Annotated in this window: 22 protein-coding genes; 15 read left to right on the forward strand and 7 right to left on the reverse strand. The window is 47.6% G+C overall.

Going from position 1 to position 25834, the window contains the following annotated elements; genetic code table 11:
* Positions 1-53 precede the first annotated feature (53 nt).
* On the forward strand, positions 54-929 hold the full coding sequence (locus L5M10_RS13130; protein ID WP_028761099.1) for a 1,4-dihydroxy-2-naphthoate polyprenyltransferase: 876 nt from the start codon (positions 54-56) through the stop codon (positions 927-929).
* A 144-nt stretch (positions 930-1073) separates the two neighbouring features.
* Here the strand turns inward: L5M10_RS13130 and L5M10_RS13135 are convergent, their stop codons facing one another.
* Together L5M10_RS13135 and L5M10_RS13140 are read right to left on the reverse strand one after the other, a co-directional pair.
* Positions 1074-1889 (reverse strand): DODA-type extradiol aromatic ring-opening family dioxygenase, encoded by an 816-nt coding sequence (locus tag L5M10_RS13135; RefSeq protein WP_219253331.1) that lies wholly within the window; start codon positions 1887-1889, stop codon positions 1074-1076.
* Positions 1890-1986: 97 nt separating this feature from the next.
* Positions 1987-2469, reverse strand: a complete 483-nt coding sequence (locus L5M10_RS13140; RefSeq protein ID WP_263255398.1) for a DoxX family protein — start codon at positions 2467-2469, stop codon at positions 1987-1989.
* A 163-nt stretch (positions 2470-2632) separates the two neighbouring features.
* On the opposite strand from L5M10_RS13140, the gene L5M10_RS13145 reads away from it, so the two are divergent.
* Entirely contained in the window at positions 2633-3523 is an 891-nt protein-coding gene (locus tag L5M10_RS13145) for a LysR family transcriptional regulator (RefSeq protein ID WP_263255399.1), read from the forward strand.
* 153 nt (positions 3524-3676) lie between these two features.
* Here the strand turns inward: L5M10_RS13145 and gndA are convergent, their stop codons facing one another.
* From gndA to L5M10_RS13160, 3 genes are all read right to left on the reverse strand, one after another.
* Positions 3677-5203, reverse strand: a complete 1527-nt coding sequence (gene gndA / locus L5M10_RS13150) for an NADP-dependent phosphogluconate dehydrogenase (RefSeq protein ID WP_113940995.1) — start codon at positions 5201-5203, stop codon at positions 3677-3679.
* Positions 5204-5628: 425 nt separating this feature from the next.
* Positions 5629-5943: a quaternary ammonium compound efflux SMR transporter SugE gene (sugE, locus tag L5M10_RS13155; RefSeq protein WP_011789592.1), complete on the reverse strand. Its 315-nt coding sequence runs from the start codon at positions 5941-5943 to the stop codon at positions 5629-5631.
* Between the two features lie 324 nt (positions 5944-6267).
* Positions 6268-8226 (reverse strand): propionyl-CoA synthetase, encoded by a 1959-nt coding sequence (locus L5M10_RS13160; RefSeq protein ID WP_263255400.1) that lies wholly within the window; start codon positions 8224-8226, stop codon positions 6268-6270.
* Positions 8227-8517: 291 nt separating this feature from the next.
* On the opposite strand from L5M10_RS13160, the gene L5M10_RS13165 reads away from it, so the two are divergent.
* From L5M10_RS13165 to L5M10_RS13200, 8 genes are all read left to right on the forward strand, one after another.
* Positions 8518-8925, forward strand: coding sequence for a MerR family transcriptional regulator (locus tag L5M10_RS13165; RefSeq protein WP_006082318.1), 408 nt, complete (start codon positions 8518-8520; stop codon positions 8923-8925).
* Between the two features lie 140 nt (positions 8926-9065).
* On the forward strand, positions 9066-10235 hold the full coding sequence (locus L5M10_RS13170; RefSeq protein ID WP_113940993.1) for an isovaleryl-CoA dehydrogenase: 1170 nt from the start codon (positions 9066-9068) through the stop codon (positions 10233-10235).
* A 116-nt stretch (positions 10236-10351) separates the two neighbouring features.
* A complete protein-coding gene (locus tag L5M10_RS13175; RefSeq protein ID WP_105252050.1) occupies positions 10352-11959 on the forward strand; it encodes a carboxyl transferase domain-containing protein in 1608 nt (535 codons plus the stop codon).
* Positions 11960-12002: 43 nt separating this feature from the next.
* Positions 12003-12875 carry an enoyl-CoA hydratase-related protein gene (locus tag L5M10_RS13180; RefSeq protein ID WP_263173671.1) on the forward strand — a complete coding sequence of 291 codons (873 nt, stop codon included), beginning with the start codon at positions 12003-12005 and terminating at the stop codon, positions 12873-12875.
* Positions 12875-14917 carry an acetyl/propionyl/methylcrotonyl-CoA carboxylase subunit alpha gene (locus L5M10_RS13185; protein ID WP_263255401.1) on the forward strand — a complete coding sequence of 681 codons (2043 nt, stop codon included), beginning with the start codon at positions 12875-12877 and terminating at the stop codon, positions 14915-14917. Before L5M10_RS13180 ends, L5M10_RS13185 begins: the two co-directional genes overlap by 1 nt.
* A gap of 1 nt (position 14918) precedes the next feature.
* Entirely contained in the window at positions 14919-15842 is a 924-nt protein-coding gene (locus tag L5M10_RS13190) for a hydroxymethylglutaryl-CoA lyase (RefSeq protein ID WP_263255402.1), read from the forward strand.
* Between the two features lie 87 nt (positions 15843-15929).
* Entirely contained in the window at positions 15930-16634 is a 705-nt protein-coding gene (locus tag L5M10_RS13195; protein WP_105252046.1) for a CoA transferase subunit A, read from the forward strand.
* 127 nt (positions 16635-16761) lie between these two features.
* Positions 16762-17418 carry a CoA transferase subunit B gene (locus L5M10_RS13200; RefSeq protein WP_105252045.1) on the forward strand — a complete coding sequence of 219 codons (657 nt, stop codon included), beginning with the start codon at positions 16762-16764 and terminating at the stop codon, positions 17416-17418.
* Between the two features lie 65 nt (positions 17419-17483).
* Here L5M10_RS13200 and L5M10_RS13205 read toward each other — a convergent pair whose 3' ends face one another.
* The gene (locus L5M10_RS13205) at positions 17484-17915 is read right to left on the reverse strand and encodes a hypothetical protein (protein ID WP_263255403.1); all 432 of its coding nucleotides are present in this window, start codon (positions 17913-17915) and stop codon (positions 17484-17486) included.
* A 73-nt stretch (positions 17916-17988) separates the two neighbouring features.
* Between L5M10_RS13205 and L5M10_RS13210 the strand changes: the two genes are divergently transcribed.
* From L5M10_RS13210 to L5M10_RS13230, 5 genes are all read left to right on the forward strand, one after another.
* Positions 17989-19011, forward strand: a complete 1023-nt coding sequence (locus tag L5M10_RS13210) for a hypothetical protein (RefSeq protein WP_263255404.1) — start codon at positions 17989-17991, stop codon at positions 19009-19011.
* A 136-nt stretch (positions 19012-19147) separates the two neighbouring features.
* The gene (locus L5M10_RS13215) at positions 19148-19750 is read left to right on the forward strand and encodes a DJ-1/PfpI family protein (RefSeq protein WP_173243935.1); all 603 of its coding nucleotides are present in this window, start codon (positions 19148-19150) and stop codon (positions 19748-19750) included.
* A 38-nt stretch (positions 19751-19788) separates the two neighbouring features.
* Complete coding sequence (locus tag L5M10_RS13220) at positions 19789-20106, forward strand: cytoplasmic protein (RefSeq protein WP_212600851.1); 318 nt, start codon at positions 19789-19791, stop codon at positions 20104-20106.
* A gap of 191 nt (positions 20107-20297) precedes the next feature.
* The gene (locus tag L5M10_RS13225) at positions 20298-21056 is read left to right on the forward strand and encodes a sulfite exporter TauE/SafE family protein (protein ID WP_263255405.1); all 759 of its coding nucleotides are present in this window, start codon (positions 20298-20300) and stop codon (positions 21054-21056) included.
* Positions 21057-21226: 170 nt separating this feature from the next.
* Entirely contained in the window at positions 21227-22438 is a 1212-nt protein-coding gene (locus tag L5M10_RS13230) for a PQQ-dependent sugar dehydrogenase (protein ID WP_263255406.1), read from the forward strand.
* Positions 22439-22592: 154 nt separating this feature from the next.
* On the opposite strand, the gene L5M10_RS13235 is transcribed toward L5M10_RS13230, so the two are convergent.
* Positions 22593-25670: a transglycosylase domain-containing protein gene (locus L5M10_RS13235; protein WP_263255407.1), complete on the reverse strand. Its 3078-nt coding sequence runs from the start codon at positions 25668-25670 to the stop codon at positions 22593-22595.
* Between the last annotated feature and the right edge of the window lie 164 nt (positions 25671-25834).

Below are 25834 nucleotides of genomic sequence, written 5' to 3' on the forward strand. Positions count from 1 at the left end.
TAATTGAGCCCTTGCTCGGTACCATTTCCATTTACCAATAACGACTGGACGCCATGAATCCTTGGATTTTAGCAATAAGACCCCGTACGCTACCCGCGGCCATAGGTCCCCTACTGATAGGCAACATTCTCGCCCTGCATCTTGAGAGTTACAGCTGGTTAATCGCTGCCACTTCAATGTTGTGTGCTGTCTTATTACAAATCGCCGTCAACCTCGCTAACGACTATTTTGATTTTAAAAACGGCATAGATACAGACGAGCGCTTAGGGCCCGTTCGCGTGACTCAAAGTGGTTTAATTTCACCAACAAGCGTTCGCAATGCCATGATATTTTGTCTCTTAATGGCGCTTGCCGTGGGATCATATCTGATTTGGCACGGAGGCTGGCCCATCGCCATTCTCGCCGCAGCCGCTATTTTAGGTGCTCTTGGCTACAGTGGTGGCCCCTATCCCCTCGCCTCCCATGGGCTCGGTGAAGTAGCGGCATTTGTCTTTTTTGGCTTAGTTGCAGTGGTGGGCAGTTATTATCTGCAGGCGGGCGATACGACTATTAATGCGTGGTTATTAGGCTGTGCGATTGGCTTATTTAACGCTGCGATTATGTTGGTGAATAACACTCGCGACATCCGTACCGACACCCAAGCGGGCAAGCATACTCTAGCGGTACGTATTGGCGAAGCTCAGGCAAAAGTGCTTTATCAAGCCTTAATCTATTTGCCCTTTGGCTTAGTCATCGCTGGCTTTTTATTCGGTATTTTACCCGGTTTACCAGTACTACTTGCGGGATTATCTCTGCTTATTGCCCGCAAACTCAGTAGCGATTTTTATGCAGTTTCTGGTGAAGCCTTAAATCCGTTACTCGGCCGCACAGCTAAGTTAACCATGATTTTCAGTACCTTGTTTAGCGTGGGTTTAGTGTTTACCGCATAAGAGTAAATCCGCTAAGCTAATGCTACACCACAGCTCAATGCTGAATATAAAAAGGTTCATATCTTCGATAGATACGAACCTTTTTTATTGGCCGCAGCACGACTTCAATTTGGCTTATTATCGACGAGGGAAATCCTACCCCATTTATTGCCAGATATAACCAGAGATCAGCGTGTTTAACAAAATACCATTAAAGTTGCGTTCGGCATGGGATGAACCATTATGGCCTGCACCAAAACACACGTGTAGCGGTAATAAATGTTCTTCCCGCGGATGACTAAAACGCGCTTCAGGGGCTGATTGCCAATGAGTTAATGCTGTTTTTACCTCGGCAAAACTAACACTTGCCGTTAAAGTTTGCGTCAACCAATGATCAAATTCTGCACTGCGGCTTTGCACTGTGAGATCGCTTGAGAAAAAAGCCCGCATATTGTGAAACGACATGCCAGACCCCACGATCAACACCCCTTGGTCCCGCAGCGGCGCTAAAGCCTCCCCAATCGCTATATGGGTTTTAGGATCGAGGCTGTGGACTAACGACATCTGCACCACAGGAATATTCGCCTCAGGATACATTAACTTAAGTGGTACAAAGGTACCGTGATCAAATGCGCGTTCGCTATCTAAGCGGGCGGCGATGCCCTTATCCGCGAGCATATTCGCAATCTGTACGGCTAATTCTGGCTCACCGGGTGCAGGATATGTCAGCTGATAAGCCTCAGGTGGAAATCCATAGTAATCATACAAAATACTTGGCTTTGGGCTACTCGACAAAGCCACCACAGATTCTTCCCAATGGGCAGTGATCAACACAATCGCCTTCGGAGTTGGCATTGGCGCTGTTACTGAAGTTAAAAATGCACGCAACTCCCTATGATTAACATCATTGAGCAAAGGCATAGGGCCACCACCATGGGGCACAAATAGCACAGGCATACGACTCGCGTTAACTTGCATCATAATCCTCTCGTGTTGATTAACTTATATCTGTACTACTGGCTTTAAACTCAGCATTTCTCACTTAACTCACTGTTCTACACAACACTTCAATGCATGCTTAAAATGCGGAACGACTCTGCACCAACTGCCGCTGAAATCGCACTAAACGCTCAATAATTTCATCGAGTTTAATAATCAGAAAGAGTCCTGCCGATAAGCTCAATGCCGGCAGTGCATTAATCGGCGCTTCATAGTTAAAGTGGAAATAAATCGCCCCCAGCATAATCGCCAGTAAACCGCTCGCCGATAGCACTCGGTAGTCACGTAGACACAATCCAAGGGCACCAATCACTTCCATCAAACCAATAAAATAACCAAAACCAGTGGGAAGATTCATTAATGTGAACGGAACATGGAACATAGACACGCCAAATAACTTGGCAAATCCCGAGATGAAAAACACTATGCTCATCGCCAATGTGACGGTTGCAGCGGCGCGATTGAGTGTATTGGCACAAAGGAATAACTTCTGTGTATCAACCTCTTCAACTAAGCCATTGATACTTGAACCCTTAGTATCACATAAGTTTGAAAATCGCATCGCACACACCCCATTAAACGTGATATTTGCCGTCAGTCTTGGGCATAAATTCGCAGACGACGAGCGAGAATGGAATCAATTATGAGCCGATAAAAGATAAATAAATATGGAATAAAATCTAATATCTCATAAACTAATAATTTATGACTTGCGAGCAATCCCAGTGACCTTAGACCAACTGCTGATGTTTAAAACCGTGGCTGAGGCGGGCTCACTCAAAGCTGCTAGTGACAAGCTACATAAAACCCAACCCGCCATTAGCCAAAGTATCAAACAGTTAGAATCCCAACTCGATCTTATACTGTTTAATCGCGAAGGTTATCGACTCGCCATCACTGAGCAAGGTCGAAAACTGCTGCAACATACCCTGCGGGTACTGAATGAAGCGCAAGAAATGAAGCAAGTAGCGAAGCATTTAGCCAAAGGTAACGAAGCAAGCATCACCTTAGCTTTTGAAGCCTCTTTCAATCTCGCTCGAATTTTGCCGATTTTAGAGCTGACTCAAAATGAGTTTCCCTATACCCAAATTATTCTCAAACAAGAGTTTTTAACTGGTGCACTCGAAGCGCTGAATCAAGATAAAGCTGAAATCATCATCTCCGCAGGCGGAATTGAGCCCATACGTTCGAGCCATTTAGAATTAGCCTATCTTTTTTCCGGTAGCCTTCTCGATGTTGCCGCGCCGCGCATGCTTGAGCGTCATCCGACACTGATCTACGCACGAGAGCTCGTTAATGAATACCAAATCGTGATCCAAGATACAGGCTCAGGCACTGCGAATATTGAGTTTGGGGTACAGGCGGGGCAACGACGTTGGTATGTTAATGATTTTTACACCAAAAAAATGCTTATTCAAAGTGGTATGGGCTGGGGCAAGCTGCCGCACTATATGATTGAAGATTCACTCAAACAAGGTGCATTGATTGCACTGGATCTGCGTGAAAGGCAAAACAATATTCAACTCGATTACTATGTGATGCGAAAACCCCACTCACCTTTAGGCCCCGTCGCCCAAGCACTCTGGCAAAAGCTGATCGCCTTTTCATTGAGCTGAATGCTTAAGACTTCAAGCTTCAGGTTTGGTTTTAGTGGCTTTAAATAAGGTGAAGTAACTAAGTTATATGCCCTTATAAAGTCATCGGCCATAAACAAAAACGCCCCTCGATAAGGGGCGTCTTTCATTTCAATAACAGGCTAAACCTTAGATTTAAACCTTAGCTAAGGTGCGCTCTTTGGCGCTCCAATCTAAGTGATATTTCTCGCCTGCTGGGGTATCGATACGCTCAAAGGTATGGGAACCGAAAAAGTCACGCTGACCTTGGAGCAAGTTTGCCGGTAATGTTTCGCAACGGTAACTGTCGTAATACGCCAGAGCCGAGCTAATACACGGTGCTGGAATGCCTTGCATCACCGCAGTCGCGACTGCGGTACGCCATAGGCCTTGCTTTTCAGACAAGGCAGACGCAAAACTGTCCGCCATCAACAGATTGCTAAGATCAGATTTGTCTTCATAGGCTTGAGTGATTGATTGCAAGAAAGTCGCGCGAATAATACAACCCGCACGCCAAATTTTTGCAATTTCAGCAAAGTCTAACTGCCATTTTTGTTCATGAGCCGTCATCGCCATCAACTGGAAGCCTTGGGCGTAACAACACACTTTCGCGCAATATAACGCGCTTTCAAGGGCTTCAATCAACAGTGCTTTTTGTGCGTCATCGATAACAGGTGCATTTGGCCCAGCCAATTTCTGGCTGAGTTGTAGACGTAAGGATTTTTGGGTACTTACGGCGCGCGCATACACAGCTTCAGCAATCGTCGGCGCGGGACAGCCAATTTGTAAACTGCTCACGGCCGTCCACAAACCCGTGCCTTTTTGGCCCGCTTTATCTAAGATCATTTCCACCAGCGGTTTACCCGTTAATGGATCGGCTTGTTTTAAGACTTCGGCACTGATCCCCATCAAATAGCTGTTTAAACTACCTTTGTTCCAGCGTTCAAACACATCGCCCACTTCTGCAGCGCTCATGCCTAAACCGTCATGCAGCATTTGATAGGCTTCGCAAATCAACTGCATGTCAGCGTATTCAATACCGTTATGCACCATCTTCACATAATGGCCAGAACCCGCAGGACCAATATAAGTCGTGCATGGCTCGCCTTCTGTCACTGGATTACCCGGCTCAAAGCGCTCTATGGGTAAACCTGTACTCGCATCAACCTTAGCGGCAATCGCTTTCCAAATCGGCGCAACATGGTGCCATGCATCGATATCGCCGCTAGGCATAAGTGAGGGGCCGAAACGCGCACCGACTTCACCGCCCGAAACTGCAGAGCTGAAAAATACAAACTGACCTTTGTAGCGCGCTTCACGCTCAACAGTGTCAGTCCATAGGCTGTTACCAGTATCGATCACAATATCATCGGACTCAATTCCGGCAGAAATCAAAGCACTACAGACACCATCGACGGGTGCACCCGCGGGAACAGAAAGCACAAGAATACGGGGTTTTGTGAGACTGGCTAACATTTCGGTAAGATTAGCACAGCCAAGAATGCGAGATTCGAGTCCAGCACGTTCCTGTTTTTCTTGCTGTATAACACCATTAACTTTAACAGGATCGAGGTCAAACGCGCTGACGTGATATTGGTTATCTGCGATGTTTAGCGCGAGGTTTTTACCCATAACACCAAGGCCAATTACGCCGATATCATTAAGATTGCTGTGGTTTTGCATTATATTATTCCCACGGGTCACAGAGGTTAGAGCTAACCAATTTTGAGGGGTAATTATACCGATCTTTGTAACTTAATTACCAGAGACATACGATTGTCAATTTCGATTGTGCCGAAAGTACCAATCGTTTAGGTCTCATTTTATCCAGGGCGTGTTGACGTTTCAGGGTTATTTTTGCAGCGAGTTGGCTGGCTTTTATGCAAGGCAAAGCCCGTGCAGTGTAGTTATTCTACATAAACGGGCGATAACGCAGCAGAAACGCTGGCCAAACGCTACCCGAAGGGTTCGTCTGGCAAGCTCTTGCTCTTTGTCACTCGTCATTTGAGTAGAATAACTACACGCCACTCCTCGTTTCGTGATAACGAGCTTGCCAGACGAACAAAATTTAATCTCAAAACGTCAACACGCCCTAGTAGAACCGTCAATTAATGGGCAAGTTTAAGCCCTAAAACACCCAGTAATATAAGTATCAAACTGGCGATTTTAAGTAAGCTAACGCCTTCTCCTAACAGGATAATTCCCGCAATTGCGGTGCCCATAGCACCTATGCCGACCCACACGCCATAAGCCGTACCAATAGGCAAATGCTTAACCGCGAGTCCTAGTAGCAACACACTCACTGCCATCGACGCCACTGTAAAGATACTTGGCCACAAACGCGTAAAACCGTCGGTATATTTAAGCCCTATAGCCCAACCAATTTCAAATAAACCCGCAAGAACTAATAAGAACCAACTCATAGTGAACTCCCATAAAGGGGTCGTCCCCATGTTAGATTAGGCGTATTTAGGGTCGTCCCTAAGCCATTTGATTACAGTAAAACTGTAGGTGATATAGCTGTACGTGATAACAGTACGTGACAGCTGTGCTGTGATAACTGTACGTGATGAGAATGCAAGACTAGCAAATTTGAGGTGAAAATTTCAATCTTTGATTTTGCCGAAATAAGAAATACCATGCGCAAAAAGGCGATAGCAAGCTTGGTCAGTTTACTATCGCCTTAATATTTCAACTCTCTATAAGACCTTTACACTCTTCCTATAAAAGCCTTTACGCTCTATTTCTTACACTAAAGCATCGGCATAACCCATGCGAGTGAGCGCGGTACGCACTAACTCTAAGGTCTGTGGATCTTCTATGGTCGCTGGCGCGGTATATTGCTGATTATCGGCAATTTTTCGCATAGTACCGCGTAAAATTTTACCCGAGCGCGTTTTAGGTAATTTTTGAATCGCACTCACTAACCTAAAGGAGGCGACGGGACCAATTTCTTGGCGTACCAGGGTTATTAACTGTTTATGCAGCTCTTCATCACTAATCGTCACGCCTTTCTTGAGTACCACTAATCCGAGGGGAACTTGGCCCTTAAGCGCATCATCTACCCCAATTACCGCGGCTTCGGCCACATCAGGGTGTTGACATAACACTTCTTCGAAGCGCCCCGTCGATAGCCTGTGTCCCGCTACATTTATGATGTCATCGATACGACTCATAATGTAGAGATAGCCGTCTTCATCGGTATAACCCGCATCGCCAGTTAAGTAATAACCTGGATACATAGACAAGTAACTATCTTGATAGCGTTGATCATTTTGCCACAGTGTCGTTAAGGTTCCCGGCGGTAGAGGCAATTTAATCACCACATTTCCCGAAGTATTGGGCGCAACTTGCTCACCCAATTCGTCTAGCACTTCAACCGCATAACCCGGCACAGGTAAAGCTGGCGAACCCGGTTTAATGGTAACCGGTGCTGTACCCATCAAGTTTGCCGCGACAGGCCAGCCCGTTTCGGTTTGCCACCAGTGATCAATAACAGGTTTAGCAAGTTTTGTGTGTGCCCAAACTAAGGTATCGGGATCGCAACGTTCCCCCGCCAAAAAAACATTTTTAAGACAAGCTAAATCAACACCTTGTAGATATTCACCATCAGGATCTTCACGCTTGATTGCGCGAATAGCCGTAGGCGCGGTGAAGAAACTTTTGACCTTATATTTGGCAATCGTGCGCCAAAATGCGCCGGGGTCTGGCGTTCCCACAGGTTTGCCTTCATACATTAAGGTTGTAGCGCCCACCAGCAGCGGTCCGTACACTATGTAAGAATGACCCACAACCCAACCCACATCGGACGCAGCCCAAAACACATCACCCGCTTGAATATCGTAAATATGCTGCATCGACCAAGCCAGAGCCACGGCATGGCCACCATTATCGCGTACCACACCTTTAGGCTGACCCGTGGTGCCTGAGGTATAAAGCACATACAAGGGATCGGTAGCCTTGAGGGCGACACAATCGGCCTTAGGTGCAGTTGCTAATGCGGCTTGCCAATCTAAGTCACGGCCCTCAAATAAATCGGCCTGATACTGGCTACGATTCAAAATTAGGCAGTGATCAACCTGATGTACTGACTGAGCTAACGCTTTATCTAACAGAGGCTTGTAAGGGATCACGCCCGAAGGCTCAATGCCGCAAGATGCCGACAAGACCAATTTAGGCTTAGCATCATTGATCCGAGTCGCGAGCTCATTGGCAGCAAAGCCACCAAAAACCACCGAATGAATCGCACCTATGCGGGCACAGGCCAGCATAGCGAAGGCGGTTTCAGGCACCATAGGCATATAAATCACCACACGGTCGCCCTTCCCTATACCAATAGATTGCATAAAGCCCGCGAGTCGGCTCACTTGAGCCTGTAACTCCCCGTAGCTAATGCCGTATTCAGTATCAGTAACAGGGCTCACATATTGGATAGCCACTTGATCACCACGTCCAGCCAGCACATGGCGATCAACGGCGTTATAACAAGTGTTCATCTCACCATCGGCGAACCAATGATAAAACGGCGCCTGCGATTCATCGAGCACAGTTTGCGCCGGCTTAATCCAATCGAGCGTTTTCGCCGCTTCTCCCCAAAATTCGGCTTTATTAAGCAAGGATGCTTGGTGCAACGCTTGATGTTTTTGTTGGTTCTGTTTTTGATTTGTGGCTTGCGCTACAGATGCATTTTGCTGTTCGGTCAACATATGTCCTCCAATCAGGACTGCGACTCACATCGTCAGCCGCAATAACTACCCCTTCCTGCTTCTATTATTAGCAAGGAGGTCTAAAGCCCACTATTAGACGTTAGCCTATAACCAGAAGATATTTGTGGTTTTATGTGAGAACACTAATTTAAAGCATACGTTTTAATCTCGCTGCACAGGCTTATGGCAATTGGGATTGACACTTTTTTGCCAACAGAATAAAAGCCAAAATCTTTACCTTTACGTAAACTTCATATATCTTGCTTAAAACTGATTATTTAGGGTGCATGAATGAGCGCAACGAACACACCACAAACGACTTACTCGATCAGTGATCTCTCAAAAGAGTTTGATATCACTACTCGTAGTATTCGTTTTTACGAAGACCAAGGTTTGCTTAAACCTAAACGCCGCGGCCAAACCCGTATTTATAGCCTCAAAGACAGGGTACGTCTCAAGCTCATTCTTCGCGGTAAACGCTTGGGCTTTTCTTTGGCAGAAACCCGTCGCTTGTTCGAATTATACGATGCCGACAAGAGCAGCACCTCACAGCTCAATACCATGCTAGCGCTAGTGGAAGAAAAGAAGTCCGCACTACAACAGCAAATGGACGACATCAAAGTCGTATTGATGGAACTCAATTCCGCCGAGCAGCAGTGCCGTTTAGCCTTAGAAGATAACAAAACGGCAAAAGCCTAAATCCCCGTTGACACAAAATCAAATCAATTTGATAGCGATAACGACTACGGATTTAAGTACAAGATTTAAAAGACTCAAGCACCTAAAAATCATAAAAACTATAACAATCTGAAATTAGAACATCTGAAAGGACACAAGCAATGAACTCTCTCTACACAAGTCTGAATTTTGGCCTAGGCGAAGACGTCGATATGCTGCGCGATGCAGTGCAGGATTTTGCCGCGAATGAAATCGCTCCAATTGCCGCGAAAGTGGATCACGACAACGCCTTCCCCAATGAACTTTGGCCTGTGCTAGGAGGAATGGGACTGCTCGGCGTAACCGTACCCGAAGAGTTTGGCGGCGCGAACATGGGCTACCTTGCCCACGTCGTGGCGATGGAAGAAATCTCCCGAGCATCGGCCTCTATCGGCCTAAGTTATGGCGCCCACTCAAACCTGTGTGTCAATCAAATCAACCGTAACGGTAATGCAGCGCAAAAAGCCAAGTACCTGCCAAAACTGGTGAGCGGTGAGCATATTGGTGCACTGGCCATGAGTGAGCCAAACGCGGGTTCTGACGTGGTTTCAATGAAACTACATGCCCGCAAAGAAGGCGACCGATTCATCTTAAACGGCAACAAGATGTGGATCACTAACGGTCCCGATGCGCACACCTATGTGATTTATGCGAAAACCGACTTAACCAAAGGCGCACACGGTATTACCGCCTTTATCGTTGAGCGTGATTCGAAAGGTTTTAGCCAAGCGCAAAAGCTCGACAAACTCGGCATGCGTGGCTCTAACACCTGCGAACTGGTGTTTGAAGATGTAGAAGTACCAGAAGAAAACATTTTAGGCGGCCTCAATAACGGCGTAAAAGTGCTGATGAGCGGCCTAGATTACGAGCGCGTCGTGCTTTCTGGCGGCCCGCTGGGGATCATGAATGCCTGTATGGATATCGTTGTGCCTTACATCCACGAGCGTGAGCAATTTGGCAAATCCATCGGTGAATTCCAACTAGTGCAAGGCAAGTTAGCCGACATGTACACAGGTATGAATGCCGCCAAATCCTATGTCTATAACGTGGCAAAATCCTGCGATCGCGGTGAAACCACCCGTAAAGATGCCGCAGGCGCCATTCTTTATAGCGCAGAACTCGCCACCAAAATGGCACTGGATGCCATTCAACTGCTAGGCGGCAATGGCTATGTCAACGAATACGCCACTGGCCGCTTACTGCGTGATGCCAAGCTGTATGAAATCGGCGCCGGCACCTCAGAAATTCGCCGCATGCTAATTGGCCGCGAACTGTTCAATGAGTCGAAATAACGCGTGTTCAAATAATCTCTCACAAGTGAATGGGTAGCACCTCACTGTAACTTACAGTTTGCGCCACCCATTCGAGCAAGGTGATACCGAGTTTCCGCTTTATAAGGACAATCAAAGTGACGCAATTAAGCAGTCGTATCAACGCCCGTAGCGATGAATTTAAAGCAAAATCAGACGATATGGCCGCCCTAGTGGCCGATCTCAAAACTAAACTCAATAAAATCGAACTCGGCGGCGGCCCTGTGGCGCTGGAGCGTCATTTATCCCGCGGTAAATTATTGCCACGTCAACGGGTTGAAAAGCTGCTCGATGCGGGCTCGCCCTTTTTAGAGCTATCGCAATTTGCGGCGTTTGAAGTCTATGACGAGGAAGTGCCCGCAGCGGGCATTATCGCTGGTATCGGCCGTGTGAGTGGTGTCGAATGCATGATCATCGCCAACGACGCTACAGTTAAAGGCGGCACTTACTACCCGATTACCGTTAAAAAACACCTTCGCGCCCAAGATATTGCCAGCCGTTGTCACTTGCCTTGTATCTATTTAGTCGACTCGGGCGGCGCTAACCTGCCCCGCCAAGATGAAGTCTTCCCCGACCGCGACCATTTCGGCCGCATCTTTTACAATCAAGCGCAAATGTCGGCAAAAGGCATTCCGCAAATTGCGGTGGTGATGGGTTTATGTACCGCAGGCGGCGCTTATGTGCCAGCCATGGCGGATGAATCGATTATCGTAAAAGATCAAGGCACTATCTTCTTAGCCGGCCCACCATTAGTCAAAGCGGCCACAGGTGAAGAAGTCAGCGCCGAAGAGTTAGGCGGCGCCGAAGTGCACACTAAAATTTCCGGCGTAGCGGATCATTTAGCCCAAAACGATGAGCACGCGTTAGAGCTTGCCCGCCGCGCGGTATCACGCCTGAATCATCAAAAAGAAATCAAATCACTCTTAAGTCCTGTCAAACCACCGAAGTTCGACATTAGCGAACTGTACGGCATTGTCGGCACCGACTTGAAAAAGCCCTTTGATGTTAAAGAAGTGATCGCCCGTATCGTCGATGATTCTGATTTTGATGAGTTTAAAGCCAACTATGGCGCAACCTTAGTGTGCGGTTTTGCCCGTATTCACGGCTACCCCGTCGGCATTGTCGCCAACAACGGCATTCTGTTCTCGGAGTCGGCGCAAAAAGGCGCGCACTTTATTGAACTGTGCTGCCAGCGCAAAATTCCGCTGCTGTTCCTACAAAATATCACCGGCTTTATGGTGGGTAAAAAGTACGAACACGAAGGCATAGCCAAACACGGTGCCAAAATGGTAACCGCGGTGTCTTGTGCCAATGTGCCTAAATTTACTGTGATTATCGGCGGCAGCTACGGCGCGGGTAACTACGGCATGTGTGGCCGCGCGTTCGAACCGACCATGATGTGGATGTGGCCTAACGCCCGTATTTCTGTGATGGGCGGAGAGCAAGCCGCAGGCGTTCTTGCCACAGTGCGCCGCGACGGTTTAGCCCGTAAAGGTGAAGAATGGTCACTTGAGGATGAAAAAGCCTTTAAAGCGCCAATTGTCGCCCAGTACGATAAAGAAGGTCATCCGTATCATGCCAGCGCCCGTTTATGGGATGACGGCATTATTGACCCAGCGCAAACCCGCGATGTGGTCGGCCTTGCGCTATCGGCGGCATTAAATGCCCCTATCGAAGACACCCGCTTTGGTGTGTTCCGTATGTAAACCATACGTATACACAGCAAATCAATAAGATAGGGAAACAGTTATGACAAATTTACCAATAACGCCACAGGAATTAAGCAACTTGCAGCACGTGAGTTACTCACTCAATGACGGCGTTGCCGAGTTAATCCTTAACCGTGCAGAAGTACACAACGCCTTCGATGAAGTGATGATTAGCGAGATGATTAGCGTCCTTGGCTATTTTGCTGAGCATAAGGATTGCCAAGTGCTGGTGCTTAAAGCGAACGGCAAAAACTTCAGCGCCGGCGCCGATCTCAATTGGATGCGCAAGCAAGCCCAAATGGATTTTGAGCAAAACCTAACGGATGCCAAAGCCTTAGCAAAACTGATGCAGGATTTAGATACCTTTCCAAAACCCACCATTGCATTAGTGCAAGGTGCAGCCTTTGGCGGCGCACTGGGGCTGATTTGCGCCAGCGATATCGCTATCGCCACAACGCGCGCCAGTTTTTGTTTGAGCGAAGTAAAACTTGGATTAATTCCTGCGGTGATTAGCCCTTACGTTGCCCGCGCTATGGGTAACCGCGCATCGCGCCGCTACATGCTGACCGCCGAGCGTTTTAGTGCAGAAACTGCATTAAAACTTAATGTCGTCCATGAGATAAGCGATGACTTAGACGCCGCCGCAAAGCCTATGATTGATGCGCTACTTGCCAATAGTCCGCAAGGCATGGCATGGGTAAAAACCTTATTATCACGCCTTGAAGATGGCGTGATAGACCAAAACACCATTGATTACACTAGCGAGCGTATCGCCCGCATTCGGGTATCAACCGAGGGCCAAGAAGGCTTAAATGCCTTTTTTGAGAAACGTCAGCCAAACTGGCAACAAGCGCACTCCGCCCCCTCTCCTACGCCAATGCAAAAGCCAAGTGATACCCAAGGAGCCCTTTGATGTTAACCAAGCACATGTTTACCAAGCTATTGATTGCTAACCGCGGTGAAATCGCCTGTCGCATCATCAAAACCGCCCATGCCATGGGTGTTCGCACCGTTGCCCTATATTCCGATGCCGATAAAGAAGCGCGCCATGTCGCCATGGCCGACGAATCCTTCTATTTAGGCGGCAGCGCGCCGGCAGACTCCTATTTAAAGGGCGATTTGATTATCGACATCGCCAAAAAAGCGGGCGCACAAGCGATTCACCCAGGTTATGGTTTCTTGTCTGAAAATGCCGACTTTGCCCGTAAATGTGAAGCCGCTGGCATCGCCTTTGTTGGCCCAGGCAGTGATGCTATCGATGCCATGGGCAGCAAAAGCGCCGCTAAATCTATTATGACTGCGGCAAATGTGCCCTTAGTGCCGGGTTATCACGGCGATGACCAAACCGATGCGACCTTAAAAGCGGAGGCACTGAAAATCGGCTTCCCTATGCTGATTAAAGCGGCTTATGGCGGCGGCGGTAAAGGCATGCGAATCGTCGAGAATGAAGGCGAAATCATGGAAGCCGTTAACTCAGCGCGCCGTGAAGCGGCCTCTTCTTTTGGTAACGATAAATTATTGATGGAGCGTTATTTACGCCAACCGCGCCATGTCGAAGTGCAAGTGTTTGCCGACACCTTTGGCAACGCGATTTATTTATCGGATCGCGATTGCTCGATTCAACGTCGCCACCAAAAAGTGGTCGAAGAAGCGCCAGCCCCCGGTTTAAGCGATGCACTGCGTGCCCAAATGGGTGAAGCGGCCGTCGCGGCAGCCAAAGCCATCGATTATGTTGGCGCGGGAACAGTAGAGTTTCTGCTCGACACAGACAATAGCTTCTATTTTATGGAGATGAACACTCGTCTGCAGGTTGAGCATCCCGTCACCGAAATGGTCACAGGCCAAGACTTAGTAAAATGGCAGTTAATGGTCGCCAGTGGTCAGCCACTCCCCCTTAAGCAAGATGAAGTGCGTATTCACGGCCACTCCTTTGAAGTGCGTATTTATGCCGAAGATCCGCAAAATGAGTTTTTACCCGCCAGCGGTAAGCTCAACTTTTTACGTGAACCCGAACAAAGCAAATACGTGCGTATCGATTCGGGCATTCGTGAAAACGATGTGATCAGTAACTTCTACGATCCTATGATTGCCAAGCTTATCGTCTGGGATGAATCGCGCCCGCGCGCCCTGCAACGTTTAGTGCATGCCTTAGAGTCGTATCAAATCAGCGGTCTTAAGCACAACATTGAGTTTTTAGCGAACATTGCCGAACACCCAGCGTTTGCCAATGCCGACTTTAGCACTGACTTTATTGGCCGTTATGGCGATACCTTAATTGGCACAGCTTCAAGCGAAGCTGACACTGCCCTTGCCTTTGCCGCGCTGTATCAAGTGCTTGCCCGTAAAGAAGCCGCCAAAGCGCAAGCTGTCAACAGCGCCGATCCTTACTCGCCTTGGGGTCAAGTCAGCGGCTTTAGACTCAACAGCTGCAGCCAGCACAATATTGCCCTGCTCGATGATGCCCATGAATTGCAGCAGTTAGTGATGCTCGATTTAGGCGGCATGTATCAGCTACCGCTGCACGGACAAGATTGGTTGCTAAATGGCGAGCTGAAACAAGATTTACTGCTCGCAGAAATCAACGGCCATAAGAGTAAAGTGCCCGTTAGTGCCCAAGGTGATGACTTTACGCTGTTTTTATCCTCTGGCAGTTACCACTTTAAAGCGGTGCAAACACTCGTGGTCGAAGAACAAGCCAGCAATGCTGACAAGTTAAAAGCGCCCATGAACGGCACGGTAGTGACCCATTTAGTCGATATCGGCACACAAGTTAAAGCGGGCCAAGGTTTGCTGGTGATGGAAGCCATGAAGATGGAATACACCATCGAAGCCCCCTTTGACGGTATCGTCACTGAGTTCTACTTTAAGGCGGGCGAGCTAGTGACCGATGGCGCAACCTTGCTCAATGTAGAGCCGTTAGAGACAGACGAGCCAACCGCGATCAAGGAAGCCTAAGATGTCGTTAGCCAATCTAAGCCAAGCAGCGAACGCCAAAGACAGGGTCAGCATTTTCGAGATGGGCGCACGCGACGGCCTGCAAAACGAAGTCGCAGTGCCGACGGCAGCTAAAATCGCCTTGATTGAATCGCTGGCAGGTGCGGGGCTTAAGCGTATCGAAGCAGGCAGCTTTGTGTCACCTAAATGGGTGCCACAAATGGCCGATTCTGCCGATGTGCTCAAGCAAATACAGCGTCAAAGCGACGTGGTGTATAGCGCGCTCACACCCAACGTCAAAGGCTTTGAACTGGCACTGGATGCAAAAGCGAGTGAGGTGGCAATATTTGGCGCCGCCTCACAAAGCTTTAGTCAGCGCAATATCAACTGCTCGATAGAAGAGTCGATTGAACGCTTTATCCCTTTGATGGAATTAGCAAAAAAACACAATATTCCGGTGCGCGGTTATGTGTCTTGCGTGCTCGGCTGCCCCTACGAAGGTGAGATAGCGGTCAGTGAAGTGGCCCGTGTGTCTGAAATCCTTTACAAAATGGGCTGTTACGAAATATCGCTCGGTGACACTATCGGTATCGGCACGCCGCAAAAAGCCCGTAGAATGCTGCAAACTGTGGCTGAACGTGTGCCTATGGATAAACTGGCGCTACACTTTCACGACACCTATGGCCAAGCATTAGCCAACATTTTGGCCTGCTTAGACTTAGGTGTGCGGGTGTTTGACTCCTCAGTTGCGGGTCTTGGCGGTTGCCCTTATGCCAAAGGCGCATCGGGCAATCTTGCCACCGAAGACTTAGTGTATATGCTGCACGGCATGGGATTCGAAACGGGTATCGATTTACAAAAACTCGCGTTAGCAGGGCAAGCTATCAGCACACAGTTGAATCGCAACAACGGTTCAAAAGTGGCCACCGCCCTGTTAGCAAAATAGAACAAAAATAATTAACGACACCAACAACCGTTATTAAAGACGCGCGTCATTCGCAGCGCGTTTTATAAAGCATAAAAGGACATCACAATGGCAGGACTCAATAAAGTCGTCAGCAGCTATGAAGAAGCGTTAGCAGGCTTATCGGACGACATGACCATTATGGTCGGCGGCTTCGGCCTGTGCGGCATTCCAGAAGGCTTAATCAATCAAATGGTTAAGATGGGCGTTAACGGCTTAACGGCGATATCAAACAACGCTGGCGTTGATGATTTCGGTCTCGGATTACTGTTAAAACATCGCCAAATCGCCACTATGATCGCCTCTTACGTGGGCGAAAACGCCACTTTCGAGCAACAAATGCTCTCTGGCGAACTGAACGTGATTTTGACTCCCCAAGGCACGTTAGCGGAAAAAATCCGCGCTGGCGGCGCAGGTATTCCGGCATTTTTCACCGCGACGGGCTACGGCACGCCAGTCGCTGATGGTAAAGAAACCCGCGAAATCAAAGGTCGCCATTACGTGTTAGAAGAATCGCTGACCGCAGATTTTGCCTTAGTGCGTGCATGGAAAGCCGATACCATGGGTAATTTGGTGTTCCGTAAAACCGCCGCCAACTTTAACCCTATGATGGCGACCGCGGGCAAAATCACTGTGGTTGAAGCCGAGTTTATTGTTGAGCCGGGTGAGCTAGACCCAGATCATATCCACACGCCGGGCATCTATGTTGACCGCGTTATTCAAGGCACGTTCGAGAAACGTATCGAGCAACGCACGGTAAAAGCCGCGAAATAAAAGGCGCTGGCAAAACCTTAAAACACAGTTAACGCAATTGGCACTTAGCTCCCTAAAGTTAAAACTAAGGGTAAAAACCTAAGAATAAAGACCAAAGCGTCAAAGCCAAATAGAAAGGATAGATATCATGGCATTATCAAGAGAACAACTGGCTCAGCGCGTCGCCAAAGAATTAAAAGATGGCTACTACGTTAACCTCGGCATTGGCATTCCAACACTGGTGGCCAACTACATTCCCGAAGGCATGGAAGTCATGCTGCAATCAGAAAACGGCCTACTCGGCATGGGTGAATTCCCCACCGAAGACACCATAGATCCCGATTTAATCAATGCGGGCAAACAAACCGTTACCGCAGTCAAAGGCGCCTCGTTTTTCTCATCGGCGGAAAGCTTTGCCATGATCCGTGGCGGCCATGTGGACTTAACCGTGCTCGGCGCCTTTGAAGTCGATGTGAACGGCTCTATCGCCTCATGGATGATCCCCGGCAAACTCATCAAAGGCATGGGCGGCGCGATGGATTTAGTCGCGGGCGCCGAAAACATTATCGTGACTATGATGCACGCCGATAAATACGGCAATTCTAAGCTGCTACCCGTGTGCGAATTGCCGCTAACAGGTTACGGCTGCATTAAACGCGTCGTCACAGATTTAGCCTTTATCGAAATCAAAGATGGCGCTTTCCATCTACTAGAGCGCGCGCCAGGCGTCAGCGTAGAAGAAATCGTCAGCAAAACCGCCGGCAAATTAATCGTGCCAGAGCATGTACCAGAAATGGTGTTTTAAGCGTTCTCTAAAATGCGCAAGTAACGTATAGCGGCTAAGGTTGAAACTCAAGTTAGTTTGAAGCTTTAACCTAAAGAATTTTGAGCGTTAACCGACGTTTTACGATACCAACAAGGCCCAAAAAATGATTCTGGGCCTCGTTGCTTTTGTTCTCCCCACGAAGCGGAGAACCATGAGTAAAATTCACCACCAGCTTGTTCACTACAAACCTTGTTTTCTGTGAGCTTTTGCAGTCTAGGTACTTTTTGAGAGCTTATCGCCATAAACAGCACTAATGCTCTGGCGACACGCCGTAAACCCATCCTTGGGGGCTCAACGAAAAAGTCCCTTTTTCCGATGGTCGCCAACGCAAGAGTGCGGTTTCCTCCCCATCCCAGCATATTCAATAATGAACAATGTCGCGCATTAAACTGATAACACCATATGTTAGCAAGGTTCTTTGCTGGCGAATGTGTGTTCACCATCGCTACAACGGAGTCGCTTAATGCTTGCTTCAAAAGTGCTACAGATAGTGATATTTAGCGCCGTTGCGGTAAACTTGCCGCAGCCTAAATAATAAGGATGCTCAAGATGTTAGCCAAGTTTCTCAATAAGCGCAGTCGCAGTCGTAAACATATGCGCGATTATGCCAAAAACGTCTTTGAATATGACCAGTATTTACTGACCGATTATATCGACAGTGGGATGACAGATGGTTTCGAGAGAGTGAAACAATATCGTGAGTTTGATGAGGATTTTCGCCAGTGGGAATTATTTGGAGCTGAGTTTGGTGTACCCGAGTGTCATTGGGGCTATGTAGCCCAACTTACCTATATTGAATCGGGCTTGCTTGAGCCTAAGCCGCTTATGTGCTCGCTTGCTTACGGTTATTTTGCAACCGCCATTGATTACTATAAATATTGCTCATCGCTAGAAAAAACTGGCGGGATAGCAAACGCTATGTGGTCTACAATCAGCGTGTTTCGGCTTGTGCTGATGCTGTTAGCTGGGCTTAAACGCGAGGCGGACGAGCTGTACCACGCTGATGCAACCGCGCGGCGTTCGGGCTGGATTGTTCGCTCCCATGGCTTTATTGGCGATTTTTTGGTGCTGCTGTATGGCCGTTATCTGGGGCATATCGAGCCGCCTTTTACCACTGAAGTGCAAGTGACACTGCGAAAAACAGCTCCTTTCTCCTATGCGTCATTTTTAGATAACTGGGATACACAGGATATCGAATTCATCAGCACTATGCTGCAAACCCTCTGCGATGATCAGGTAGAACAAGCGATCATCGGGGATAAAAAGTGTTTTTTTGAGTTCCACAATGGACATCTATCATACATACCGTTGACGGCGTTAATGCTGCTAAAGCTTCGTGACCTCAGGGGCTTGCCTAATCCGCAGTTCAGTCATCCGGCCTTTGGCGATATCACAGCTTTGTTTGAACAAGTCTGCACAGCGTTTAGCGACTATGTCGCAGCAGAGAAGATCCTGCGGATTGAAGATGCAGCCGATGAAGTGTTAACCAACACATTAACCAGAATGCAAAGCCAAGATTTTGATGCCCATGCTATTTTCGCCAAGCGACTGCCATCGTTTAGTGCTGGTTAAGATTTTGATTAACCAAATTTTCATAAAAAATGGATAACCAATAAAATCATGATTCTATTCATATTGAGGACCCAAGGCTTAAGGTTGAGCATATTCAAGCCTTAAGTCATCCACAATACAAGCCAGAGGAAAGCTTATGTACCAGATTGCGATTGTGATATTTGATGAATTTACCGATATCGATTTCTTCTTAATGCGCGATATTCTCGGCCGTACAAAAACCGATTGGACAGTAAAAGTTCTCGGGACAAAGCCTAGCCACAGGTCGAGTTTGGGGATGATGGTTGCAACCGATGGTCATGTGGCCGAAGTCGCTGATGCAGACGTGGTATTATTCAGCAGTGGTTACAAAGGCGTACCTGCGGCACTTGCTGATACTGAGTTTATGTCCGCCCTTAAATTAGATCCCACACGACAATTGCTTGGCAGTATCTGCGCGGGGTCATTCTTCTTTGCCAAATTAGGGCTACTCGACAATCTCTCGGCAACGACTCACCCCGATGCAAAACCTGCCCTAGTTGCCATGGGCGTCGATGTAGAAGACTGCGCCCTCGTGATTAATGGCAATATTGCCACTGCGGGCGGCTGCCTTTCCTCACTCTATTTAACCGGCTGGGTTGCGGAGCGTTTATTCGACAGTGCGAAACGCCGCGAAATTCACAGGCAGCTTATTCCTGCCGGGCAAACAGATATTTTTGAAGCATTAATCCAATCCTCCATCTCCGCGGCCATTCGTTAAAAGTGATGTAGATACTCTCGATGAATGAAAAAGATCCCATGATAAAACTTAAAAATCTTCTCGAGGCTATAAAAGCCGAGCATCAAATAACCACCCAGAATGAGCTTGTGGCTTTGCTATCGCAAAATGAATTACTCATTCAGCAAATCCAAGCTGCTGATGCGCAGTATTGGGTCAATTTTGCTAAGAATACCTTCGATGGTTGGTATTGCATTCGAACACCTATGCTCAGTACCTTTCATGTTTACTACCAAGAACGTGGGCAAAACTGTTGGGGAGAAGATGTTTTTACCGAGCAAAGTGAAGCCATAGCAGCGGTTATTTTTATGTCTGGTATTTGGGACCAAGTCCCCTAGCACTAAGCAAATTAAAGCCTGCTCACTCATCCTATATTTTCACCTTCACGAATGGCGATATGTAACGAATCATTACGCGACTTTCAATATCGAAATCATCCTGTTAGGGTGAGTGCTTAGATTGACTCATAATAACAGACACATTTTTAGCGCTCTGTTTAACTCTCTCATTGTCCAAAGGAGCGGTATCTATGGACTGGCTTATTATTGCACTCGCGGGCTTTTTAGGCGGCATGCTCAATGCGGTTGCCGGTGGTGGCAGTTTTATTACCCTTTTAGCGTTAGTGTTTGTCGGTGTTCCACCGATTGCGGCGAATGCCACGGGGACAGCCGCGCTGCTGCCCGGTTATATCGCCAGCGCATGGCGTTTTAGAAAGGATATCGAATATCCGGCGAGTCTCAGCCTTAAAAATCTGATCTTAATTGCTTTAATTGGCGGCAGTATTGGCGCGGGTATTTTGCTGACCACCAGCGAGCAAGTCTTCGCAAAGCTGATCCCTTGGCTGATTCTACTGGCCACCGCGGCCTTTATTGTTGGCCCTTGGTTGCTCAAACGAAGAATCGCTGAGCAAGGCGAAAACACCTCTACGCCAATGTTAAGTCCGATGACGGCACTGATAATGCTGTCGGCTGTGTGTATCTATGGCGGTTATTTTAATGGTGGCTTAGGCATCATACTACTCGCAAGTTTTGGCCTGATGGGGCAAACCAATCTACATGGGATGAACGGACTTAAAAATCTGATTTCAGCCCTGCTCACCGCCATCGCCGTTGTGGTTTATGCCGCGGGTAATGTTATCGATGGGCAATATCTGTTGCTGCTTGCCGTTATGGCGATTGTCGGTGGTTATGTGGGGGCGGCGCTGGCCTACCGTATTTCACAGCACTTGCTACGCGGTTTTATTGTGATCGTCGGTTTAGCAATGGCCTTAGGCTTTTTCATGCGCTAGTTTTTCATGCGTTAGTTTTCATACGTTAGGCTTTTGATTTGTGAAGCTTAAGCTCATAAAAGCTGGACAGACGAGTTTTCAATACAAGGTCTCACCGATAAATTGCCCTTATGTGACTGACTTGTTACTCTGATCCATCCTATAGGAGAACACTGTGTTTAAGAATAGCGATGAAACTGATGACCTTGAAGCTGAGTACCTTGAGACTGAGTAAATTAATGCCAAAGACCTTGAAGCTAAGCACCTTAAATCTTGCCCTGTGTCTTATTGTATGCTCACCTGCTTTTTACACCGAAACCGCTAGCGCAGCGACCATTAGCGTCAAAACGGAAACGGGTAATATTCAGGTAAAAACCATAGCCCAAGGGTTAGAGAATGTCTGGGGTATGGCATTTTTACCCGATGGCAGTATGCTAGTGACTGAACGTGCGGGCAGAATGCGCATTGTCAGCACCGCAGGCAAAGTGGGTGAACCCTTAACAGGTTTACCGCCTATGTATGCCAAAGGTCAAGGTGGTTTACTTGATGTCGTGCTTGCGCCAGATTTTGCCAGCAGCAAAAAAATCTATTTCAGTTATTCAGAACCCGCTAAAGGTGATGCAAGCGAACTCAATAGCACAGCGGTCAGTTTTGCCACGCTCAATGGTAACAAGCTTGAAAATCTCACCCGCGTTTTTAGTCAACAACCCAAAATCAACAGCGGCCACCATTTTGGATCTCGTTTAGTGTGGGCGCCTGATGGCACTTTGTTTATCACACTCGGCGATCGCTATAGCGAAAAAGATAGCGCCCAAACATTGGACAATCATTTAGGCAAAGTGGTGCGTATTCATGCCGATGGCTCAGTGCCTAAGGATAACCCCTTCGTCAATACGGCGGGCGCCTTACCCGAGATCTGGTCTATTGGTCATCGCAATATGCAGGGCGCGGCGATTAATCCCATCAGCAAAGTATTGTGGACGGGCGAGCATGGCCCCCAGGGCGGCGATGAACTCAATATCGACCAAGCGGCTAAAAACTATGGCTGGCCAGTGATTACCTATGGTGAGAATTATGGCGGCGGCAACATCGGCGAAGGTACCCATAAGGTGGGAATGGAGCAACCCGTCTACAAATGGGTTCCCTCTATTGCCACGGCGGGCTTTATGTTTTACACAGGCGATAAATTTCCACAGTGGCAAAATAATCTGTTACTCGCCAGCCTAAAGGAAAAAACACTGGTGCGTTTAGTGCTTGATGGCGACAAGATAATTAAAGAAGAGCGGCTGCTGAAAACTGAATTAGGGCAAAGATTGCGCTCAGTCGTGCAAGGGCCAGATGGACTGATTTATCTCGTAACCGATGAAGCTAAATCAAAAATTTACCAGTTATCGCCGCAGTAATCTTAATCACTGCACTTTTATCACAGTGCTTTAACTAAACCATGTTAACCACAGCAATAAACTCAATCGATAGAGAATTTAAGCCTTAAAACGACAAAGAGTGTTCATCAGGAACACTCTTTGTCGTTGGCGTGGCACTTATTAATTCATGCCTTTATTCGTTCACCACACACATGCCCTGCTCGGTTTGTACATAGGGAGCTAAAATAGGCATCATGCCCTTCATCACCTGCAATGGCAGCGCCGAGGTAAAACTAAAATCATCGGATTTACTGCCTGGCACGAAGGCGGTCAAAGTACCGAAGTATTTGTCACCTAGATAAAACACGAAGGTCGCGGTGCGGTTCATCGCCGTAGTCGCCACTTTTTTACCTTGCTGCATCTGAGTCACAATACGGTTATCACCGGTGCCGGTTTTCCCGCCTATGGCTAACATGCCACCTTTTTCATCGGTAAAAATGCCCTTTAAACGACGTGCGGTGCCGTTTTGCACTACGTTCGCCAGCGCTGCTTTTAAGGCTTGTGCTACTTCATGGCGCATTACCCGCTCACCTTGGGTGTTCTGATTCTGCAATCTCACTTCATAGGGCGTATCTGCGGCGAAATGCAGCTGATTGATACGCACTGTGGGCAAACGATAGCCGTCGTTTTGAATAATGCCCATCAGCTCGGCTAAGGCTGCGGGTCGGTCACCCGAGCTACCCAGTGCTGAGCCTAAGGATGGCACCATAGAATCAAAGGGATAACCTAAACGCGCCCAACGTTGATGTATGTCGAGGAAGGCTTCAACTTCAAGCATCACTTGCACTCGTACATCACGGGCGTTTTTATGCCGCGTCCTAAACAACCAACGGTAAACCTCTTGACGTTGTGCTTCACTCGCCTGCTTAACATCGTTCAAGTTGGCATCAGGATTATGATTAAGGTAATCCAGCACCCACAATTCTAAGGGATGCACCCGTGCGATATAGCCTTGATCTGGCAAATTATATTTATCCGGACCGTACTTGTTATATAAGCTCTTAATACGACCATCGGTATAGCTCACCTGCGGCAATCTTTGCTTCAAGAAAGCCTTAAATGACGCCATAGATTCATCGGGCAGTAAATAGCGATACGCTGCCGTCAACTGCTGCTCCGACTGGGACAAACCGTCAAAAAACATGTCGAAACGCTCATTCGCAGCCACTTTTTTGTACTTACGATAAAACTTAGTAACGAAGGTATTACCTTCTCTATCAGCAAATACTCGCAGATATTCGTCACGGCGCGGATCTTTATCATTACGCAGCAACTGGGCCATATTGCCCTCGTTTTGCATACTACTGCTGTAATTCACGATATCGCGCATGAGGCGCACAAACGGCAAGTTAACCGAATCCTGCAGGGCTTGGTAAAGTGTTGGCGTTTTTAAATCTTCTGTTTTTTTAAAGTTATTAAATACATGCAACCCGCCACCGGTAAAAAATTGTTCACTGGTTGAGGCCGAATATTCTCGCTGTAACGCCGCATCTAACATGCGATCTAAACGTCTGTCGGGATTCAAAATCAAGTAATCAATCGCCCAACGGGTTAAATGATCCCTTGGTTCGATAATGATGGATTCCAATTCAATCCCATGTTTCTTGGAATACTTGTCGTGGATCTCGGCAATGATTTCTAAGTAGGTCGCCATCACCCGCAATTTAGCGGTTGAGCCCAATTCCAACTTACTGCCCTCGTTAATATCAAAAGGCTGATCGGTGCTATCCGTCTGCACTCTAACTCGGTTGGCGGTCTCAGTGCGCTCATAAAGCGTAAAGCTATACAGTACGTTTTGCAGTTGACTTGGGTCGAGTAACCGTTCGCCAAGCAGACCCACTTTCTCCGCGGTAGGCACTTGCGCCAGACTTCGTAAGTAGTGACTGACTTTCTGCTGTAAGTCACTGTGTAAGCTACTATTGACCGTCAAATCGAGCCTGTCTAAATCATACAGCCCCACATTTAACATGCCTGCGGTGCGAATGCGAACTGTGTTCACGCCCTTATCTGCGCCAGATTGGGTATTACGCTGCGGCTTGGCGACCTTAAACTGCAATTTCTGCGCGAGTGCAGCATCACGTAGGCCACGATCAATCAAATAATACTGGCCGAGTAAACGGATATGGCTATCGACTAAGTTTTCAAGATCTTCATGACCTTGCAATAGATAGTAGGACGGACGACGTTGGGCGATCATCAAGGCAACCACTTGTCGGAATACTTGTCCGCGCTTGGTGGCATTACCTTTGATCTGCGGCGATGCTAACAGCTTGTTTGCAGTATCGAAATCGGTACCAAACCACGCCCACAGTCCATCACCAATACCATGAACTTCACCATGATTTGGCGCCGAAGATAATGGAACGGTATTCAGATAATCTTGAACGATGCGCTTACGAGCAGGTTCAGTGTTTTCACCTTGTTGATACACGCGCACACTGGCCGAGCCAATTTGCAGTAACTTATCCTTAATACTTAAGGTTAAACCTTGGGAAGAATGGCGGAATTTCTCAATCTGAGTCGCGAGTGTACTGCCACCCGCGGTAGAGACATTCATACCAACCATTTCAGCAATTTGGCTCATGCCTGCCACCACAAAACGTGGCCAGTCGATCACAGGATTGAGTTTCTCTTCCGTCGTCCATAACTCGCGGTTTTCAATAAACAGTAAAGTATTAACGATTTCATTGGGGATCTTATCGTCGTCCTGATAAACCCGTTTAGGATAGGCAAATTCGTATAAATCGGTATTGCGGCAATCGAGCAGCGTCAACCCAGATTGGGCCTTTTCATGGTAAGGCGGAAAAAATCCAAGTTGAGCGTATTCCTGCAACGCTGGCGAAAACGCCACTTGTTGCGTTATCTGAAAATTCCGTTGCAATAACCTATCAATATACTGAGGTAACTTACTGTAGCCATGGCGCTCATCAAAAGGACCATAACTAGGATAAATAACCGCTTGGCTCGGTGAGCTTTCTAATTCATAGGTGAGCGTCTTAGCATATTGATTGATGAATTTTGCTTGATAAAACGAAGTTTTAACCTCAAGTCCAATCAGCAATGCAGCGCAGCAAATCAGAATGAAAAATAAGAACCAGACCCTGCCCTTTGATCTGGCTTTACGCGGCGGCTTAACCTTAGCTTTAGGCTCAGGTTGTGGTGGACGAGGACGATAATTTTCGAACTTCATCTCTGATGTGGAATTAGGCAAAACAGCTCCAAAAAAACACTAAAATATTCATCTTTCATGCAACTCAGCAAATCCGTTGCCACTCAGTAAAGCAAGATATCAAACTCATCTAGCCATTATCCGGCTCTATTAATTAGTCTTAGTACCCATTATGTTCCACACTTTATCAAACCTAACTTCACTGT

Origin of the sequence: Shewanella sp. SM32 (assembly GCF_025654235.1) — a bacterium.
In the GTDB taxonomy this organism is placed as follows: Bacteria; Pseudomonadota; Gammaproteobacteria; order Enterobacterales; family Shewanellaceae; genus Shewanella; species Shewanella oncorhynchi.

What these genes read in the sequence shown, in the direction of transcription:
- L5M10_RS13160 (WP_263255400.1), bottom strand. Translation starts at nt 8,226, where the DNA reads ATGTTGACCGAACAGCAAAATGCATCTGTAGCGCAAGCCACAAATCAA.
- L5M10_RS13215 (WP_173243935.1), top strand. Translation starts at nt 19,148, where the DNA reads ATGTACCAGATTGCGATTGTGATATTTGATGAATTTACCGATATCGAT.
- gndA (WP_113940995.1), bottom strand. Translation starts at nt 5,203, where the DNA reads ATGCAAAACCACAGCAATCTTAATGATATCGGCGTAATTGGCCTTGGT.
- L5M10_RS13170 (WP_113940993.1), top strand. Translation starts at nt 9,066, where the DNA reads ATGAACTCTCTCTACACAAGTCTGAATTTTGGCCTAGGCGAAGACGTC.
- L5M10_RS13210 (WP_263255404.1), top strand. Translation starts at nt 17,989, where the DNA reads ATGTTAGCCAAGTTTCTCAATAAGCGCAGTCGCAGTCGTAAACATATG.
- sugE (WP_011789592.1), bottom strand. Translation starts at nt 5,943, where the DNA reads ATGAGTTGGTTCTTATTAGTTCTTGCGGGTTTATTTGAAATTGGTTGG.
- L5M10_RS13200 (WP_105252045.1), top strand. Translation starts at nt 16,762, where the DNA reads ATGGCATTATCAAGAGAACAACTGGCTCAGCGCGTCGCCAAAGAATTA.
- L5M10_RS13130 (WP_028761099.1), top strand. Translation starts at nt 54, where the DNA reads ATGAATCCTTGGATTTTAGCAATAAGACCCCGTACGCTACCCGCGGCC.
- L5M10_RS13165 (WP_006082318.1), top strand. Translation starts at nt 8,518, where the DNA reads ATGAGCGCAACGAACACACCACAAACGACTTACTCGATCAGTGATCTC.
- L5M10_RS13180 (WP_263173671.1), top strand. Translation starts at nt 12,003, where the DNA reads ATGACAAATTTACCAATAACGCCACAGGAATTAAGCAACTTGCAGCAC.
- L5M10_RS13135 (WP_219253331.1), bottom strand. Translation starts at nt 1,889, where the DNA reads ATGATGCAAGTTAACGCGAGTCGTATGCCTGTGCTATTTGTGCCCCAT.
- L5M10_RS13220 (WP_212600851.1), top strand. Translation starts at nt 19,789, where the DNA reads ATGATAAAACTTAAAAATCTTCTCGAGGCTATAAAAGCCGAGCATCAA.
- L5M10_RS13190 (WP_263255402.1), top strand. Translation starts at nt 14,919, where the DNA reads ATGTCGTTAGCCAATCTAAGCCAAGCAGCGAACGCCAAAGACAGGGTC.
- L5M10_RS13225 (WP_263255405.1), top strand. Translation starts at nt 20,298, where the DNA reads ATGGACTGGCTTATTATTGCACTCGCGGGCTTTTTAGGCGGCATGCTC.
- L5M10_RS13195 (WP_105252046.1), top strand. Translation starts at nt 15,930, where the DNA reads ATGGCAGGACTCAATAAAGTCGTCAGCAGCTATGAAGAAGCGTTAGCA.
- L5M10_RS13185 (WP_263255401.1), top strand. Translation starts at nt 12,875, where the DNA reads ATGTTAACCAAGCACATGTTTACCAAGCTATTGATTGCTAACCGCGGT.
- L5M10_RS13140 (WP_263255398.1), bottom strand. Translation starts at nt 2,469, where the DNA reads ATGCGATTTTCAAACTTATGTGATACTAAGGGTTCAAGTATCAATGGC.
- L5M10_RS13230 (WP_263255406.1), top strand. Translation starts at nt 21,227, where the DNA reads ATGAAACTGATGACCTTGAAGCTGAGTACCTTGAGACTGAGTAAATTA.